This window comes from Kitasatospora sp. NPDC058218 (assembly GCF_042882445.1).
Taxonomy (GTDB): Bacteria; Actinomycetota; Actinomycetes; order Streptomycetales; family Streptomycetaceae; genus Kitasatospora.
On sequence record NZ_JBHVWC010000112.1, the window covers coordinates 1 to 19814 of the forward strand.

Below are 19814 nucleotides of genomic sequence, written 5' to 3' on the forward strand. Positions count from 1 at the left end.
AGTTGCCGGTGCAGTACGCGGATTTCGCGGTGTGGCAGCGGGAGTGGTTGTCGGGGTCGGTGTTGGCGGAGCAGTGGGGGTATTGGGAGAAGCGTCTGGCGGGTGTGTCGGGGGTGTTGGAGTTGCCGGGGGACCGGCCTCGGCCGGCGGTGGCGTCGTTCGAGGGTGGGGCGTGTGAGTGGCGGGTGCCGGCGGGGGTGGTGGAGCGGGCGCGGGGGTTGGCGGAGGCGGAGAACGCGACGCTGTTCATGGTGATGTTGGCGGCGTTCAAGGTGGTGCTGGCGCGGTATTGCGGGGTGGAGGACGTGGTGGTGGGTTCGCCGGTGGCGAACCGGCCGCGTCGTGAACTGGAGGGCCTGGTCGGCTTCTTCGTGAACACGCTGGTGCTGCGGACGGATGTGTCGGGTGATCCGTCGTTCCGCGAGCTGGTGGGCCGGGTCCGGGAGGGTGCGCTGGGCGCGTACACGCATCAGGACCTGCCGTTCGAGTACCTGGTGGAACACCTGCGGCCCGAACGCGACCTCTCCCGCCACCCCCTCGTCCAGGTGATGCTCCAGATCGTCAACACCCCCTTCGAGCAGGTCCCCTGGCCGGGTGCCGAGGTCGAGCTGTTCGAGGCGGGCGAGGTCTCCACCCGCGTCGACCTCGAAGCCCACCTCGTCGAGAACGAGGACGGCAGCCTCGCCGGGCCGGTCGTCTACAGCCGGGCCCTGTTCGACGAGAGCACCGTCGAGCGGTTCGTCCGCCATCTCGACACCGCCCTGGCCGGATTGCTGGCCGACCCCGATCGGCCGATCTCCGACCTGACCCTCCTCGGCGAGGACGAGAGCGACCGGCTGCACGCCGCCCGGACCGCCGCCGAAGTCCCCGTCGACGTCCGCCCGCTGCCCCGGCTGCTGGCCGAGCAGGCGGCCCGCACCCCGGACCTGATCGCCGTCGAGTACCGGGGCGAGAGCCTCAGCTACGCCGAACTCATCAGCAGGGCAAACCAGTTGGCCCACCATCTGCGCTCCCTCGGGGTCGGGCCGGACAGCCTGGTCGGCCTCTGCCTGCGGCGCGGCATCGACATGTTCGTCGGGCTGGTGGGCATCCTCCAGGCCGGCGCGGCGTACGTCCCCATCAACCCCGACCACCCGGCCGACCGCGTCCGCCGCATCGTCGACAACGCCCGGATGGCGACGGCCGTGACCGAGGCGTCCGCCCGCCGGCTGTTCCCGGAGCAGGTCACCACCGTGCTCCCGGCCGAGCTCACGGAAGACCTGCGCGCCCTGCCGACCAGCACCCCCGACAGCGGCGTCACCCCCGACCACCTCGCCTACGTGGTCTACACCTCGGGCTCGACCGGTGAGCCGAAGGGCATCGCGATGTCCGGCCGCTGCGTCGTCAACATGCTCGAATGGCAGAAGGTGGCCGTGCCCGGCGGCCCGGGCACCCGCACCGCCCAGTTCACCGAGCTCACCTTCGACGTCTCCGTGCAGGAGGTGCTCTCCGCCCTGCTCTACGGAGAGACGCTGGTCGTCCCGGACGCGGACACCCGGCGGGACCCGGCGGCGTTCGTCCGCTGGCTGGCCGACCGGGCGATCAACCAGGTGTTCGTGCCCAACGTGATGGTCCGGGCGATGTCCGCGCAGGCCCGGCGGCAGGGCGCCGACCTCGGCTCGCTGCGGCACATCAGCCAGGCCGGAGAGCCGCTGGCCCTCGACGAGGACCTGCGCGCCCTGTTCGACCGCTGCCCGGAGCTGCGGATGCACAACCACTACGGGTCCACCGAGGTGCAGGTCGTCACCGCCTACACCCTGCCCGAGGACACCTCCGTCTGGCCCCGCAAGGCCCCGGTGGGAACGGCCACCTGGAACCACCGCATTTACGTGGTGGACCGGCAGCGCCGCCTGGTCCCGGTCGGAGTCCCGGGTGAGATCTGCGTCGCCGGCCCCGGCCTGGCGCGCGGCTACGTGGGGCAGCCCGGGCTGACGGCGGACCGCTTCGTCGCCGACCCGTTCGGCGAACCGGGCTCGCGCATGTACCGCACCGGAGACCTGGGGCGCTGGCTCGGGGACGGCACCCTGGAGTACCTCGGCCGGATCGACGACCAGGTGAAGATCCGGGGCTTCCGCGTGGAGCCGGGCGAGGTCGAGAGCGTCCTGCGCCGCCACCCGTCGGTCGCCCAGGCGGCCGTCGTGGCCCGGGAGGACCGGCCCGGCCACCGGCGGCTGGTCGCCTACGTCATCCCGCACGACGACACGCACCCCGACCACGGCAGCCTGCGGGCCCACCTGGCGAACGCCCTGCCCGACTACCTGGTGCCGTCCGCGTTCGTCACCCTGGCGGCGTTTCCGCTGACCTCGACCGGAAAGATCGACCGCCGCGCACTGCCCGAACCGGAGCACGGGGCGACGGCCGGCAGTGTCCACGCCGCCCCGGACTCGCCCGAGCAGCAGGCCGTCTGCGACGCCTTCGCCGAGGTGTTCGGCGTCGAGCGGGTCGGCGTCGACGACGACTTCTTCGAACTCGGCGGGCACTCGCTGCTCGCCACCCAGGCGGCGGCCCGGATCGAAGCCGCGACGGGGGTCGCCGTGCCGCTGGTGGACCTCTTCCGGCTGCGCACCCCGCGAAGCCTGGCCGCCGTCCTGCGGGCGGCCGGCGCCGGGAACGCCCCGGCCCGGCCCCGGCTGGTGCCCGCCGGGCGGGACGTCGACGCCCCGCTGTCCTTCGCGCAGGAGGGGTACTGGGCGGTCGCACGCGCTCAGCCCGACAGCCACCTGTGGAACGTGCCGTTCGTCATGCGGGCCCGCGGGCCGCTCGACCTCGACGCCCTGGGCAGCGCACTCTCCTCGCTGATCGGCAGGCACGAGGCGCTCCGGACCACGATCGCCGTCGACGGGGCCGAACCGGCCCAGCGCATCCGGCCCGCCGAGCCGGTGGTGCTCACGGCGGAACCCGTGCCCGGAGCGACGGCCGACGAACGACTCGGCACGGCACGTGAGTTGATCGCCGACGAGGCAAGCCGACCGTTCGACCTGGTGCACGGCCCGATCCTGCGGGTCAAGGTGCTGGGCCTCGACCCGCAGGACCACGTCATCGCGCTGACGACCCATCACATGGCGACGGACGCCTGGTCGCAGGACGTGCTCTGGCACGAGATCTCCACCGCCTACGCCGCCGCGCTCACCGGCGGCGAGCCACTGCTGCCCGAACTTCCGGTCCAGTACGCGGACTTCTCCCACTGGCAGCGGGCCTGGCTGGCCGGGGACACACTGCGCGAGCAGTGGGACTACTGGGACCGGCGGCTGGAGGGCTGCCCGACCCCCGCCGCCCTGCCCGCCGACCGGCCCCGCAGAGACACCCCCGACCCCGACGGCGGCTCGGTGAGCCTGGCCCTCGGACCGGAGCTGGTCCGCGCGGCCCGGGCGCGCGGCGCCGAGGCCGACGCCACGCTGTTCATCACCCTGCTCGCCGCCTTCACCGTCCTCCTCGCCGACGAGACGGGACAGCAGGACGTCGTGGTGGGCTCACCCGTCGCCGGGCGCACCCGCACCGAGCTGGAGAACCTCGTCGGCGGCTTCGCGAACATGCTCGTGCTGCGCACCGACGTGTCCGGCGACCCCACGTTCCGCGAGGTCCTGGCCCGGACACGGGAGACGGCGACCGGCGCGTTCGCGCGCCAGGAGATGCCCTTCCACCTGCTCGCGGAGCGCTTCGGCGACGACCGGCACGGCCTCGTCCAGGTCATGTTCCAGCTGGTCAACACCCCGCACGGCCAACCGTCGCTGGCCGGCACCCGACTGGAGAGCTTCGACCACGGACGGGTGTCGGTGCGGATGGACCTGGAGGTGACGCTGATGGAGAACGGCGACGACGTGACGGCCCATGCGCTGTTCCGGCGCTCGCTGTTCGAACAAGCCACGGTCGAACGTCTGCTGCGCCGGCTGACCACCGTGGCGCAGGCCCTGCTGGCCGACCCCGACCGGCGCCTGTCCACCGCGCTGCCGGACGCCGTGGGCGGCACCCGATGACGACACCGAGGACGCCGAGGACGCAGGGAACGCCGGGCGCGCAGGCGAACCACCGGACGCCGGGCAAGTCGAGGACACGGGAGACGGACGCGATCATGCCGAGCCACGACCCCGCGCAGGACGCCGTCGCCGTCATCGGCATCTCCTGCCGGCTGCCCGAGGCACCGGACCCGGCGGCCTTCTGGACACTGCTGCGCGAGGGTCGCAGCGGCATCGGCACCTCGGACCGCTGGGGAACGCCGCAGCGCGGCGGCTTCCTCGACGCCGTCGACGAGTTCGACGCGCCGTACTTCGGCATCCCACCGCGCGAGGCCGCCGCCATGGACCCCCGGCAACGGCTGGTCCTGGAACTGGGCGTCGAGGCGGTGGAGGACGCCGGGATCCCGCTCGCCCACCTGCGGGGCACCGCGACCGGCGTCTTCGTGGGCGCGATCTGGGACGACTACACGACGCTCACCCACACCTTCGGCGAGGAGGCGCTCACCCGGCACACCATGACCGGGCTGCACCGGGGCATCATCGCCAATCGCGTCTCGTACGCCCTGGGCCTGCACGGCCCCAGCCTCACCGTCGACACCGGGCAGTCCTCGTCGCTGGTGGCCGTCCACCTCGCCTGCGAGAGCCTGCGCACGGGGGAGTCGAGTGCGGCGCTGGTGGCCGGCGTCAACCTGATGATCGTGCCGGACAGCACCCTTACGGCGGCCGCGTTCGGCGGCCTGTCGCCGGACGGTCAGTGCCACGTCTTCGACGCGCGCGCCAACGGGTTCGTGCGCGGCGAGGGCGGCTGCGTGGTGCTGCTCAAGCCGCTGGCCGCGGCGATCGCCGACGGGGACCAGATCCACTGCGTGATCCGCGGCAGCGCGGTGAACAACGACGGGGCCACCGACGCGCTCACGGTGCCGAGCGCGGCGGCCCAGGCCGACGTGGTGCGGGCCGCCCACCGGCAGGCCGGGGTGAGCGCCCCGGACATCCAGTACGTCGAACTGCACGGCACCGGCACCGCCGTGGGCGACCCGATCGAGGCGGCCGGCCTGGGCGCGGCCATCGGCTCCGCGCGCGAACCCGCCCGGCCCCTGGTCGTCGGTTCGGTGAAGACGAACATCGGACACCTGGAGGGCGCCGCCGGCATCGCCGGGCTGGTCAAGACCGCCCTGGCGATACGGCACCGGGAGCTCCCGGCGAGCCTCAACTTCCGCACGCCCAACCCCGCCATCCCGCTCGACGAACTCCGGCTGACGGTGCGGCGGGACCTCGGCCCCTGGCCGGACGACACACGCCCCCTGTACGCGGGGGTGAGCTCCTTCGGCATGGGCGGGACCAACTGCCATGTGGTGCTGTCGGAACCGCCGGCCCGGCCGAGGCCGGAGTCGGCGGCACCGAGTGACCACCTCGTCACGGTCCCGGTCCCGGTCTCCGGCCGGACGCCGGGCGCCCTCCGGGCCCAGGCCGAGCGACTGCTGACGTTCCTCGCCGACCGACCCGACCTCCACCCCCGCGACGTCGGCTACTCCCTGGCAGCCACCCGTACCGCGCACGAGCACCGCTGCGTCCTGCTCGCCGCGGACCGGGACGCGCTTCTCGCCGGGCTCGACGCTGTCGCGCACGACCGTGGCGATCCCGCACCGATCTCGGGCACGGCGGGCGAACGCCGGCCGCTCGGCTTCCTGTTCGCGGGGCAGGGTGCGCAGCGGGTCGGTATGGGGCGGGAGCTGTATGAGCGGTTCCCGGTGTTCGCGGGGGCGTTGGACGAGGCCCTCGAACTCCTGGATATCCGTGCGGAGTTCTTTGGCGCGGACGCCGACGCCTTGGAGGGGACGGGCGTCGCTCAGCCGGCGCTGTTCGCTTTCGAGGTGGCGTTGTTCCGGCTCTGGGAGTCGTGGGGTGTGCTGCCGGATGGGGTGGCGGGTCATTCCGTGGGTGAGGTCGCGGCTGCTCATGTGGCGGGTGTGCTGTCGCTGGAGGACGCGTGCACTCTGGTTGCCGCGCGTGGCCGGTTGATGCAGGCGCTTCCGGTCGGTGGGGTGATGGTGGCGGTGGAGGCGTCGGAGGAGGAGGTCCTGCCGCTGCTGGGTGACGACGTTTCGCTGGCGGCGGTCAACGGGCCCACATCGGTGGTGGTTTCGGGTGCCGAGCCAGCGGTGGAGCTGGTCGTGGCGGCGTTGTCGGATCGTCGTTCGCGGCGTCTGCGGGTGAGCCACGCGTTCCACTCGCCGTTGATGGAGCCGATGCTCGACGAGTTCCGGCAGGTGCTCGCGGGCCTGTCCTTCCAGGCCCCGGCGCTGCGGTTCGTCTCCACGGTCACGGGTCGTCCGGTCTCGGAGGAGATCGCGACGGTCGAGTACTGGGTGGAGCACGCCCGCCGGACGGTGCGGTTCGCGGATGCGGTGTCCGCGCTGCACGCCGACGGGGTGGAGACCTTCGTCGAGATCGGCCCCGACGGGACCCTCGCCGGCCTGAGCCGCGACGGCCTTCCCGCGCAGGCGTTCGCGTCGCTGCGCCGGGGCTGGGACGAGCCGGAGTCGCTCCTCGGCACGCTCGGCGAGCTGCACGTCCGCGGCGTCCCGGTGGACTGGGCGGCGGTCTACGCACCCTGGGAGCCGCGCCGTCTGCGCCTCCCGACCTACGCCTTCCAGCGGGAGCGGTACTGGCTGGACGCCGCTCCGGAAGGGGCGGGGCAGGACGCCGAAGCGCCGCTCCTCCGGCGGCAGTTGGCCGGCACCTCCGGACCGGGGCGCCGACGCCTTGCGCTCGATCTCGTACGTGCCCAGGCCGCGCACGCCGTGGGCAGCCGGGGGGCCCAGGCCGTCGATCCGGAGCTCACCTTCCACGACCTCGGTCTCGACTCCGCGGCGGGCGTGCAGCTGTTGGACCGGGTGAACTCCCTGACCGGTCTCACCCTGGCGCCGAGCGCCCTCTTCGAGCATCCCACCCCGGCCCGGCTGGCCGCGCACGTGCTCGGCCGACTGGACACGGACACCGGGACGGTGGCCGACGCGGGCACGGCGCCCGGCACCGTCGTACCGGCGGCCGGGGCAGCGCGGGACGACGACCCGATCGCCATCGTGGCCATGAGCTGCCGCCTCCCCGGTGGCGTGACCTCCCCCGAGGAGCTGTGGCACCTGGTCGAGGCCGGTGCCGATGCCATCGGGCCGTTCCCCGCCGACCGCGGTTGGGACCTCGACGAGCTCTACCACCCCGACCCCGACCACGAGGGCACCAGCTACGCGCGCTCGGGCGGATTCCTCTACGACGCGGGGGCGTTCGACCCGGGGGTCTTCGGGATCACCCCGCGCGAGGCGCTCGCGATGGACCCGCAGCAGCGGCTGCTGCTGGAGACCTCCTGGGAGGTGTTCGAGCGTGCGGGCATCGACGTGTCGGCGCTGCGCGGCCGGCCGGTCGGCGTCTTCGTCGGAGCGACGCCCCAGGAGTACGGCCCCCGGCTGCACCAGGCGCACAGCGGGCTCGAAGGCCACGTGCTGACCGGCACCACGGGCAGCGTCGCCTCCGGCCGGATCGCCTACACCTTCGGGTTCGAGGGCCCGGCGATCACGGTGGACACCGCCTGCTCGTCCTCCCTGGTGGCGCTGCACCTGGCCTGCCAGTCGCTGCGGCAGGGGGAGTGCACGGCCGCGCTGGTCGGCGGCGTCAGCGTGATGGCCGGCCCCGGCATGTTCATCGAGTTCAGCCGGCAGCGGGGCCTCGCGCCCGACGGACGCTGCAAGCCGTTCGCCGAGGGGGCGGACGGCACGGCGTGGGCCGAGGGCGCCGGGGTGCTGCTCCTGGAGCGGCTGTCCGAGGCCCGGCGGCACGGGCACCCGGTGCTGGCCCTGGTCCGCGGCTCCGGCGTCAACTCCGACGGGGCCTCCAACGGCCTCACCGCGCCGAACGGCGCCGCCCAGCGCCGGGTGATCGAGCAGGCGCTGGCGACCGCCGGGCTGACGGCGTCCGAGGTGGACGCGGTGGAGGCGCACGGGACGGGCACCCGGCTCGGCGATCCGATCGAGGCCGAGGCGCTCCTCGCCACCTACGGCCGGAACCGGGAGGCGGACCGCCCGCTCTGGCTCGGCTCGCTGAAGTCCAACATCGGCCACACGCAGGCGGCCGCCGGCGTGGCGGGCGTCATCAAGATGGTGCTGGCGATGCGGCACGGCACGCTGCCCCGCACCCTGCACGTGGACGCGCCGTCGCCGCACGTCGACTGGTCCGCCGGTGCGGTGCGGCTGCTGACCGAGCAGACGGCCTGGCCGGCCCACGACCGGGCCCGGCGGGCCGCGGTCTCCTCGTTCGGGATCAGCGGGACGAACGCCCACGTGATCCTGGAGCACGCCACCGCACCGGAGCACGCCACCGCCCCGGAACCGGCCGCAGCGCCGCCCGCGGTGCCGTGGGTGCTGTCGGCCAGGACGGCCACCGCCCTGCGCGCGCAGGCCGACCGGCTGGCCTCGGCCGTGACCGCCGGGCCGGCCGAGGCCGCCGACCCGGCCGATGTCGGCCACTCCCTGGCCACCGGCCGACCGGTACTCGAACACCGTGCGGTGGCGATCGGCACGACCCGCGAGGAGCTGCTGGCCGGCCTGTCCGACGGCATGGTCACGGGCCGTGCGGTGCCCGACCCGGCGGTCGCCTTCGTCTTCCCCGGGCAGGGCAGCCAGTGGGTGGGCATGGCGACCGACCTGATCGCCGCCTCCCCGGTGTTCGCCGCCCGGATGGCGGACTGCGCCGAGGCACTGCGGCCCTTCGTGGACTGGTCGCTGCCCGACGCGCTGTCGGACGCCGCCCTGCTGGAGCGGGTCGACGTGGTCCAACCGGTGCTCTGGGCCGTCATGGTGTCGCTGGCCGAGGTCTGGCGCTCCCACGGCGTCGAGCCCGCCGCCGTGGCGGGACACAGCCAGGGCGAGATCGCCGCCGCCTGCGTCGCGGGCGCCCTGTCCCTCGACGACGGCGCCCGCGTCGTCGCCCTGCGCAGCCGGGCGCTGCTGACCCTGTCCGGCCACGGCGGCATGGTGGCCGTGCCGCGGCCCGTGCACGAGATCGACCTCGCCGGGCTGTCGGTGGCGGCCGTCAACGGACCGCGCTCGACGGTCGTCTCGGGCCCGCCCGAGGCGCTGGACGCCCTGCTGGCCCGGGACGACCGGGCCCGCCGCATCCCGGTGGACTACGCCTCGCACTCGCCCCAGGTCGAGGAGCTCCGGGGCCGGCTGCTGGCCGACCTCGCGCCGGTGACGCCGCGGCCCGCCGAGGTGCCGTTCCACTCCACCGTCACCGGTGGCCCGCTGGACACCACGGCGCTCGACGCCGAGTACTGGTACCGGAACCTGCGGGAGCAGGTGCTCCTCGAACCGGTGGTGCGCGGGCTGCTCGACACCGGGACGAGCTGCCTCATCGAGGTCGGCCCGCACCCGGTGCTGTCGCCGGGCCTCCAGGAGAGCGTCGACGCGGCGCGGGCCGACGCGGTCGTGCTGGGCACGCTGCGCCGCGACACCTCCGGTCCGGCCCGGTTGCTGACTTCGCTGGCCGAGGCGTTCGTGCACGGCCTGCCGGTGCGCTGGGACGCCGTGTTCGACGGCGCCGGCGCCCGCCGGGTCGACCTGCCGACCTACCCGTTCGAGCGCGAGCAGTACTGGGTGGCCTCCACCGGCGGCGCGACGGACGCGGCCCGGTTCGGCCTCGACACCGTGGACCACCCCTTGCTGGACGCCGCCGTGGAGTCGGCCGACGACGACAGCGCCGTGTTCAGCGCGCGGCTGTCCCTGCGTTCCCACCCCTGGCTCGCCGACCACGAGGTGGCCGGCGTGCCCCTGCTCGCGGGCACCGCGTTCCTGGACCTCGCGCTGTGGGCCGCCGCCCGCACCGGGAACGGCCGGGTCGCGGAACTCACGATCGAGGCGCCGCTGCCGGTGCCCGCCGACACCGGCGTGGCCGTGCGGATCGTCGTACGCCCGGCCGAGGACTCCGGCGGAAGCTCGTTCACCCTGTCGGCGCGGCAGGACGGCGAACGGTCCTGGACCCGCCACGCCGCCGCGACGCTGACGGCGGCCGGGCCGACCGGCGGTGAACTCCCCTGGCCCGCGGACCTGGAGGACCTCACCGAGGTCGAGGACGTCGACCTGGCCGGGGCCTACGAGCGACTGGCCGACGGCGGCTTCGCCTACGGCCCCGCCTTCCAGGGGCTGCGCCGGCTGCGCAGGCGCGGCGAGGAGCTCTTCGCCGAGGTGGAGGTGGCCGACGCGGCGGGCTTCGGACTGCACCCGGCACTGCTGGACGCCGCGCTGCACGCCCTCGAACTGCGCTCCCTGGCCGACGGCGGCACCGGGCTGCTGCCGTTCTCGTGGAGCGGCGTGCGGCTGCACCGCACCGGCGCCACCTCGTTGCGCGTACGGCTCTCCCCGGCAGGGCCGGGGCTCGCCACGACGACACTGGCCGCCTACGACGACAGCGGCGCGCTCGTGCTGAGCGCCGACTCCCTGGTGATGCGGCCCGCCACCCCGGCGCGCGGCGACGCGCTGTTCCGGGTGGAGTGGACCCCGCTGGCCGGGGCGGCCGCCCCGCGCGGCCGGTGGGCCGTCCTGGGCGCCGAACACGCGGACCTGCCGGCCTATCCCGACCTGGCCGCCCTGGTCGCCGCCCCCGCGCTGCCCGACGTGGTCTTCGTGCCGTGCGCCACCACGGACACCGTCGCTCTCGTGGAGGCGGCCCATGCCGTCACCGGCCGGATGCTGACCCTGCTCCGCGACTGGCTGGCCGACGACCGCCTTGCCGCGGTGCGGCTGGTCGTGGTGACCCACGACGCCGTCTCCACCGGCCCGACGGACGCCGTCGCCGGTCTCACGGCGTCGCCCGTCTGGGGCCTCGTCCGATCGGCGCAGGCCGAGAACCCCGGCCGGGTCGTCCTCCTGGACACCGACACCCCCGCCGACTCCGCGTTCGGCACCGCGGCCGTCGCGGCCGCGGTCACCTCCGACGAGCCCCAGCTCGCCGTCCGCGCGGACACCGTGCTGGTGCCCCGGCTCGCCCGGGCCCGCCCCGCCGCCGGCCCGGCCCGGGTCCTGCGGACCGACGGCACCGTCCTGGTCACCGGTGTGCCCGGCGCGCTCGGCAGCACGATCGCGCGTCACCTCGTCACCCGGCACGGCGTGCGCCGTCTGCTGCTGGCCGGCCGCCGCGGCGAAGGCGCCGAGGGGGCGGCGGCGCTCGTCGCCGAACTGACCGGCCTCGGCGCCGACGTGACCCTCGCCGCGTGCGACGTCGCCGACCGCGACGCGCTGGCGGCCCTGCTGGCCACCGTGCCGAAGGACCATCCGCTCACCGGTGTGGTGCACGCCGCCGGCGTGCTCGACGACGCCACCATCCCCTCCCTGACCACGGAGCGGCTCGACGCCGTCCTGCGGCCGAAGGTCGACGCCGCTTGGCACCTGCACGAACTCACCGAAGGCCTCGACGCGTTCGTGCTGTTCTCGTCGGTGATGGGCGTGCTCGGCAACGCCGGCCAGGGCAACTACGCGGGCGCCAACACCTTCCTCGACGCGCTCGCCGCCCACCGCGCCCACCGTGGCCTGCCGGCCCTGTCGCTCGCCTGGGGACTGTGGGCCGCGCCCAGCGGGCTGACCGGCCACCTCGGCGAGCTGCGGCGCAGCGCGACGGGCGTCGTCGCGCTCGACACCGACGAGGCGCTGGCGCTGTTCGACGCCGCCTGGCAGGCCCACGGCCCGGCGCTGGTGCCCGCCCGGCTCGACACCGCCGCCTGGCGGGCGGCCACCGCCCCGGACCCGGTACCCGCACTGCTGCGGGAACTGGTCCGCGCACCGCGACGGCACGACCCGGCCCCCTCCGTCGAGCCGACCGCCGACCGTCTCGCCGCCCTGTCCGAGACCGCCCGGATCGACGCGCTGACCGCGCTCGTCCGGCGCCACGCCGCGGCCGTGGTCGGGCACGACTCGCCCGAGGCGATCGACCTCGACCGGACGTTCGCCGACACCGGCTTCGACTCGCTCACCGCGCTCGGCCTGCGCAACCGGCTCGCCCGGGCGACCGGGCTGCGACTGCCCGCCGCACTGCTCTTCGACCACCCCACCCCGGCCGCCCTCGTCGCCCACCTGGACACCGCCCTGCACGGCGCCGCTCCCGCCACCGAACGGGCCGCGGTGGGCGTCGCCGCGGCGGACGAACCCATCGCCGTCATCGGCATGGCCTGCCGGTTCCCGGGCGCCGTGCGGTCCCCCGAAGACCTGTGGGAGCTGCTGCTGCGCGGCGGCGACGCGATCTCGGACCTGCCCGCCGACCGCGGCTGGGACCTCGACACGCTGTACGACCCGGACCCGGACCGGGCCGGCCACAGCTACGCCAGGGCCGGCGGATTCCTCTACGACGCCGCCGACTTCGACCCCGAGTTCTTCGGCATCAGCCCCCGTGAGGCGCTCTCCGTCGATCCGCAGCAGCGGCTGCTCCTGGAGACCTCCTGGGAGGCCGTCGAGCGGGCCGGCATCGACCCGCACGCGCTGCGCCACAGCCGCACCGGCGTCTTCACCGGCCTGATGTACAACGACTACGCGGCCCGCTTCCACCGGTCGCCGGAGGAGTTCGAGGCGCACCTCGGCAACGGCAGCGCGGCGAGCGTCGCCTCCGGCCGGATCTCCTACACCCTCGGCCTCGAAGGCCCCGCGGTCAGCGTCGACACGGCGTGCTCGTCGTCGCTGGTGGCGCTCCACCTGGCGGTCCAGGCCCTGCGGCAGGGCGAGTGCTCGCTGGCGCTGGCCGGCGGCGTGACCGTCATGTCGACGCCGAAGCTGTTCGTCGAGTTCAGCCGGCAGCGCGGTCTGGCCCCCGACGGCCGCTCCAAGGCCTTCGCCGCCGCGGCGGACGGGATGGGCGCCGCCGAGGGTGCCGGAATGCTCCTGGTCGAGCGGCTCTCCGACGCGCGGCGCAACGGTCACCCGGTGCTGGCCGTGGTACGCGGCACCGCGACCAACCAGGACGGCGCCTCCAACGGACTCACCGCCCCCAACGGACCGGCGCAGCAGCGCGTGATCCGCGCCGCCCTGGCCGCCGCCGGGCTGAAGCCGGCCGAGGTGGACGCGGTCGAGGCCCACGGCACCGGAACCGCCCTGGGCGACCCGATCGAGGCGGAGGCCCTGCTGGCCACCTACGGCCAGGAGCGGGAACGTCCGCTCTGGCTGGGTTCGGTGAAGTCCAACATCGGCCACACCCAGGCCGCGGCGGGCGTCGCCGGCCTCATCAAGATGGTGCTCGCGCTGCGGGCCGGGACCCTCCCGAGGACGCTGCACGCGGACGAGCCGACCCCGCACGTGGACTGGTCGGCCGGGGCGGTGCGGCTGCTGACCGAGACGACACCGTGGCCGGCCGACGGCAGCCCCCGGCGGGCCGGCATCTCCTCCTTCGGGATCAGCGGCACCAACGCGCACGTCGTGATCGAGGAGGCCCCGGCCGAGCCGTCCGGTGCCGCTACCGCCGACGGGCCCGATCGTGGGGCCTCCCACGCGCCCGATCACGGGCCCGGCTCCGCGCCCGACCCCGGGCCGGGCCTGATGCTGCCCTGGGTGCTGTCCGCCCGCACCGACCGCGCGCTGCGCGACCGGGCGGCCGCACTGGGCGCGACGGCCGGCGCGCACCCCGGCGCCACCGGCCACTCGCTCGCCACCACCCGCTCCCTCTTCGAGCACCGGGCCGTCGTGGTGGCGTCCGCCGCGCCCGCCCGGGCCCGCGCCCTGGCCGCGCTCGCGAACGGCCGGACCGCACCCGGACTGGTCCAGGGCGTCGCCGACACCGACGGCCGGACGGTGTTCGTCTTCCCCGGCCAGGGCGCGCAGTGGGCCGGCATGGGCGCGAAACTGCTCGACGAGTCCGAGGTGTTCCGGGCGGAGATCGAGGCCTGCGCGCACGCCATGGCCCCGTACATCGACTGGTCGCTGACCGACGTGCTGCGCGGCAGCGCCACCGCGCCGTCCCTGGACCGGGTCGACGTCGTGCAGCCGGCCCTCTTCGCCATGATGGCCGGCCTGGTGCGCCTGTGGGAGGCGTACGGCGTCCGGCCCGCCGCCGTGGTGGGGCACTCGCAGGGCGAGATCGCCGCCGCCTACGCGGCGGGCGCGCTGTCGCTGGACGACGCGGCCCGCGTGGTCGCCCTGCGCAGCCGGGCGCTGGTCGCGCTGGCGGGCTCCGGCGGCATGGCCTCCGTGCCGCTGCCCGTGGACGAGGTCCGCGCCCGGGCCGAGGACCTCGACGGCGCGATCAGCATCGCGGCGGTCAACGGACCCGCCTCCGTGGTGATCTCCGGCGAGCCCGGGGCGCTCGACGCGTTCGTGGCCCGCTGCGTCGCCGAGGGCGTCCGGGCCCGCCGCATCCCCGTCGACTACGCCTCGCACTCCCCGCAGGTGGACGCGATCAGGGACGAGCTGCTGACGGCGCTGCGCCCCGTCGCGCCCGGGGCGGCCCGGATCCCGTTCCACTCCACCGTCGAGGGGCGCCCGGTGGACACCGCGACCCTGGACGCCGAGTACTGGGTCCGCAACCTGCGCCGGACGGTCCGGTTCGCGGACACCGTCGCCGACCTGGCCGCCGCCGGCGCCACCACGTTCATCGAGATCAGCCCGCACCCCGTGACGACCGTTCCCGTGCAGGACATCCTGGACGGCGCCGCCGGCCGCGGCGGCCTGGTGGTCGGATCGCTGCGCCGGGACGACGGCGGCCTCCGGCGCTTCCTCACCTCCGTGGCCGAGGCCCACGTGCGCGGCGTCCCCGTCGAGTGGACGGCCGCCTTCGCCGGCCCGGACCGCCGGACCGTACCGCTGCCCACCTACCCGTTCCAGCGGCAGCGCTACTGGCTCGACGCGCCGCCCCCCGCGGCGCCCGTCACCCGGGACGCGGCACTTTGGGCGGCCGTCGACGACCGCGACCCCGAGGCCCTGGCCGCGCTCCTCACCGAGGACACCGGCCACGACCGCGGCACGCTCGACGCCGCGATGTCCCTGCTCTCGGCCTGGCGCGACACCCGCAGGGCGGAGCAGGAGAGCGACGCCTGGCGGTACCGGATCGTCTGGCGCCCCGCCGACGCCCGGCCCGGCCGGCTGTCCGGCACCTGGCTGGTCGTCCACTCCGACCGGCAGGCCGAGGACCCGTGGGTCTCCGGCGTCACCGAGGCCCTGACCAGCGCCGGAGCACACGTCGACGCGGTGGCCGTACCCCCCGGCGACCTCGACCGGCAGGCCCTGGCCGCCCGGGCCGGGCAGGCGACCGGCGTGCTCAGCCTGCTCCCGCTCGACGAACGGGCCCACGCCGACTTCCCGGCCGTGCCCGACGGGTACGCCCGGACGATCGCACTGATCCAGACCCTCGGCGCCGTCGAGACCCCGGTACCGCTGTGGTGCCTCACCCGGGGCGCCGTCTCCACCGCCGCCTCCGACCCGCTCACCAGCACCTCGCAGGCCCTCGTGTGGGGCCTCGGCCGGATCGCCGGAATCGAGCACCCCGACCGCTGGGGAGGCCTGATCGACCTGCCCCCGACCGTGGACGACCGCGCCCGGGAGCGCCTCGTCGCCGCCCTCACCACCGCGACCGGGGAGGACCAACTGGCCGTCCGCGCCTCGGGCCTGCTCGTCCGCCGGCTGGTCCGGTCCGAGCCCGCACCGCCGGCCCGGGACGCCACCACCTGGCGGCCCCGCGGCACCGCGCTCGTCACCGGCGGTACCGGCGCCCTCGGCGCGCAACTCGCCGGCTGGCTGGCCGGACAGGGCGTCGAACACCTGCTGCTGGTCAGCCGCAGCGGCCCCGGAGCACCCGGCGCCGCCGAGCTGCAGGACCGGATCCGCGCCCTCGGCACCGAGGTCACGGTGGCCGCGTGCGACATCGCGGACCGCGCCGCGCTGGCGGACCTGATCGGCACGATCCCGGCCGACCGGCCGCTGCGCTCGGTCTTCCACACCGCGGCCCTGCTCGACGACGCCTCACTCGACACACTGACCGTCGACCAGGTCGACCGCGTGCTGCGGGTCAAGGCCGACGGCGCCCGCCACCTCCACGAACTCACCCGCGACCTGGACGCCTTCGTGCTGTACTCCTCCCTCGGCGGCACCCTCGGGCTGCCCGGCCAGAGCAACTACGCACCCGGCAACGCCTACCTCGACGCCCTCGCCCAGGAGCGCCGCGCCGCCGGACTCCCGGCCACCTCCGTCGTCTGGGGCGCCTGGTCCGGGGGCGGCATGGCACAGGGCACCGTCGCCGGCGTGCTGCGGCGGCACGGCCTGCCCGAGATGGACCCGGACCGCGCCCTGGCCGCGCTGCACCGGGCCATCGGCACCGGGGAACCGACACCCGTACTCGCCGACATCGACTGGGACCGCTTCCACACGGCGTTCACGGCCCTGCGGCCGAGCCCGCTGCTGCGGGAGATCCCCGACGTCGAACGGTTCCTCGCACCGAGCGGCGGCGACACCCGAGGCGACGAGGACCGGCTGCTCACCCGGCTGGCCACCACCGGCGGAGCCCGGCGCGCCCGCCTCCTGCTCGACCTGGTGAGCGCCCAGGTCGCGGCGGTGCTCGGGTACGAGAACCCGGCGGCCGTCGTCCCCGACCGGCCGTTCCAGCTGGCCGGATTCGACTCGGTGCTCGGCGTGGAGCTACGCAACCGGCTCGGCGCGGCCACCGGCCTGACCCTGCCGGCGACCGCCGTCTTCGACCACCCGACCCCGGCCGCGCTCGCCGCCCACCTGGGCGAACGGCTGCCGGCCGCCGAGGACGGGCCGCCCGAGGAACCCGCACCCAGCGGGTCCATGGCCGCGCAGCTCGAACGGCTGGCGGAACTGCCGGTCGACGAACAGGAGAGCGACCACGTACGGCAGCGGCTGCGGCTTCTGCTGGAGAAGTGGACGGATGCCGACCGGGTGACCCGCAGCAGCCTGGGCGAATCCAGCGACGACGAACTGTTCGACCTGATCGACAACGACCTGGGGGTGTCCTGAGCCATGGCGACCGAGGAGAAACTCCGCGACTACCTGAAGCGGGTCACGTTCGAGTTGCAGGAGACGCGTCGCCGCGTCGCCGAACTGGAGAACCCCGAGGCCGAGCCCATCGCGATCGTCGGGATGAGCTGCCGCTACCCGGGCGGCGTCCGGTCCCCGGAGGACCTGTGGCGGCTGGTCGACGAAGGACGCGACGCGATCGGCGACTTCCCCACCGACCGCGGCTGGGACGTCGAGGGACGCCACGACCCGGACCCGGCGAAGCCGGGCAGCTTCTACCCCCGGGCCGGTGGCTTCCTCCACGACGCCGCCGACTTCGATCCCACCCTCTTCGACATCTCGCCGCGTGAGGCGCTGGCGATGGATCCGCAGCAGCGGTTGTTGCTGGAGACCTCGTGGGAGGTGTTCGAGCGGGCCGGGATCGATCCGACCTCGGTGCGCGGCACCGACACCGGCGTCTTCTTCGGGGCGACGTACCAGGACTACGCGTCCCGGCTCGCCCGTCCGCCCGCCGAGCTGGAGGGCTACATCGTCACGGGCAACACCGCGAGCGTGGCGAGCGGCCGGGTGGCCTACACGTTCGGCCTCGAAGGCCCCGCGGTGACGCTGGACACGGCCTGCTCGTCGTCGCTGGTGGCGCTGCACCTCGCGGCGCAGTCACTGCGGCAGGGCGAGTGCTCGCTCGCGCTGGCCGGCGGCGTGGTCGTGATGTCGACGCCGGACATGTTCGTGGAGTTCAGCAGGCAGCGGGGACTGGCGGCGGACGGCCGCTGCAAGGCCTTCTCGGCCGCGGCGGACGGCTTCGGCTCCTCCGAGGGTGTGGGCGTGCTGTTGGTGGAGCGGTTGTCGGACGCGGTGCGCAACGGGCATCGGGTGCTGGCGGTGGTGCGTGGTAGTGCGGTGAACCAGGACGGTGCGTCGAACGGTCTGACGGCGCCGAACGGTCCGTCGCAGCAGCGGGTGATCCGGCAGGCGCTGGCCGGTGCGGGGTTGTCCCCGGCCGAGGTGGACGCGGTCGAGGCCCACGGCACCGGAACCGCGCTGGGCGACCCGATCGAGGCGCAGGCGTTGCTGGCGACCTACGGTCAGGACCGTTCGGTGGAGCGGCCGTTGTGGCTGGGGTCGGTGAAGTCGAACCTGGGTCATACGCAGGCTGCCGCCGGTGTGGCGGGTGTCATCAAGATGGTGATGGCGATGCGCCATGGCGTGCTTCCGGCGACTTTGCACGTGGACGAGCCGTCGTCGCATGTGGACTGGTCGGCGGGCGGGGTCCGGCTGCTGACGGAGCAGACGGTCTGGCCGGAGGTGGACCGTCCTCGCAGGGCAGGTGTGTCCTCGTTCGGGATCAGTGGGACCAACGCCCACGTCATTCTTGAGCAGGGACCGGCGGAGCTGCAGGTGGAGGTCTCGGTACAGCCGGGGCCGGTGCCGGTGGTGCTGTCGGGGCGGACGGGTTCGGCGCTTCGTGCGCAGGCGGCGCGGCTGCTGCGGCATGTGGAGGTGGAGGCCGCCGAGGACCTGGCCGGTCTGGGTTTCTCGCTGGCGACGACGCGTGCGGCGCTCGACCACCGTGCCGTGGTGGTGGCCGGTGACGCGGCCGAACTGCGGCAGGGCCTGCTGGCGTTGGCGGCGGGAGAGCCCGGCGCGGGTGTGGTCACCGGCAGTGCGACGAACGGCGGTTGGGCGTTCCTCTTCGCGGGGCAGGGTGCGCAGCGGGTCGGTATGGGGCGGGAGCTGTACGAGCGGTTCCCGGTGTTCGCACGCGCGTTGGACGAAGCCCTCGAACTCCTCCATATCCGTGCGGAGTTCTTCGGTGCGGACGCCGATGCCTTGGAGGGGACGGGCGTCGCTCAGCCGGCGCTGTTCGCTTTCGAGGTGGCGTTGTTCCGGCTCTGGGAGTCGTGGGGTGTGCTGCCGGATGGGGTGGCGGGTCACTCCGTGGGTGAGGTCGCGGCCGCTCATGTGGCGGGTGTGCTGTCCCTGGAGGACGCGTGCACCTTGGTTGCCGCGCGTGGACGTCTGATGCAGGCGCTTCCGGCCGGCGGGGTGATGGTCGCGGTGGAGGCCACGGAGGAGGAGGTCCTGCCGCTGCTGGGTGACGACGTCTCGCTCGCGGCGGTCAACGGGCCGACGTCGGTGGTGGTTTCGGGTGCCGGGCCAGCGGTGGAGCTGGTCGTGGCGGCGTTGTCGGATCGTCGTTCGCGGCGTCTGCGGGTCAGCCACGCGTTCCACTCGCCGTTGATGGAGCCGATGCTCGACGACTTCCGTCAGGTGCTCGGGGGTCTGTCGTTCCGGACCCCGGCGCTGCGGTTCGTCTCCACGGTCACGGGTCGTCCGGTCTCGGAGGAGATCGCGACGGTCGAGTACTGGGTGGAGCATGCCCGCAAGGCGGTGCGGTTCGCGGATGCGGTGTCCGCGCTGCATTCCGACGGGGTGGAGACCTTCGTCGAGGTCGGTCCCGATGGTGTGTTGAGTGCGGTGGGGTCGGCCGTGGTGCCGGCCGGGCGGTTCGTTGCGTCGATGCGCCGCGACCGGGACGAGTGCGTGTCCGTGCTGACGGCGCTCGCCCAGGCCCATGTTCGTGGTGCCCGGGTCGACTGGCGGGTGGTGTTCGGCCGTTCCGAGCCGCCGCGCCTCGGCCTGCCGACGTATGCCTTCCAGCACCAGCGCTTCTGGATGACCGACGACGGCTCGCACACCGGTGACATGAGCGCCCTGGGTCTGGATCCGAGCGGCCATCCGTTGTTGGGGGTGGTGGTGGAGTTGCCGGGTTCGGGTGGGGTGGTGTTGTCGGGTCGGTTGTCGTTGTCGGGGCAGGGGTGGCTTGCTG

3 protein-coding genes are annotated in these 19814 nt (G+C 74.6%); all 3 read left to right on the forward strand.

Features of this window, described 5'->3' with window-relative positions; translation table 11 throughout:
• The first annotated feature begins 59 nt into the window (after positions 1–59).
• Positions 60–4013, forward strand: coding sequence for an amino acid adenylation domain-containing protein (locus ACFVYI_RS40965; RefSeq protein WP_387894976.1), 3954 nt, complete (start codon positions 60–62; stop codon positions 4011–4013).
• A 95-nt stretch (positions 4014–4108) separates the two neighbouring features.
• Entirely contained in the window at positions 4109–16984 is a 12876-nt protein-coding gene (locus tag ACFVYI_RS40970) for a type I polyketide synthase (RefSeq protein WP_387894974.1), read from the forward strand.
• Positions 16985–17017: 33 nt separating this feature from the next.
• On the forward strand, positions 17018–19814 hold a 2797-nt coding region (locus tag ACFVYI_RS40975), incomplete at its 3' end, for a type I polyketide synthase (protein WP_387894977.1).

What these genes read in the sequence shown, in the direction of transcription:
- ACFVYI_RS40970 (WP_387894974.1), top strand. Translation starts at nt 4,109, where the DNA reads ATGCCGAGCCACGACCCCGCGCAGGACGCCGTCGCCGTCATCGGCATC.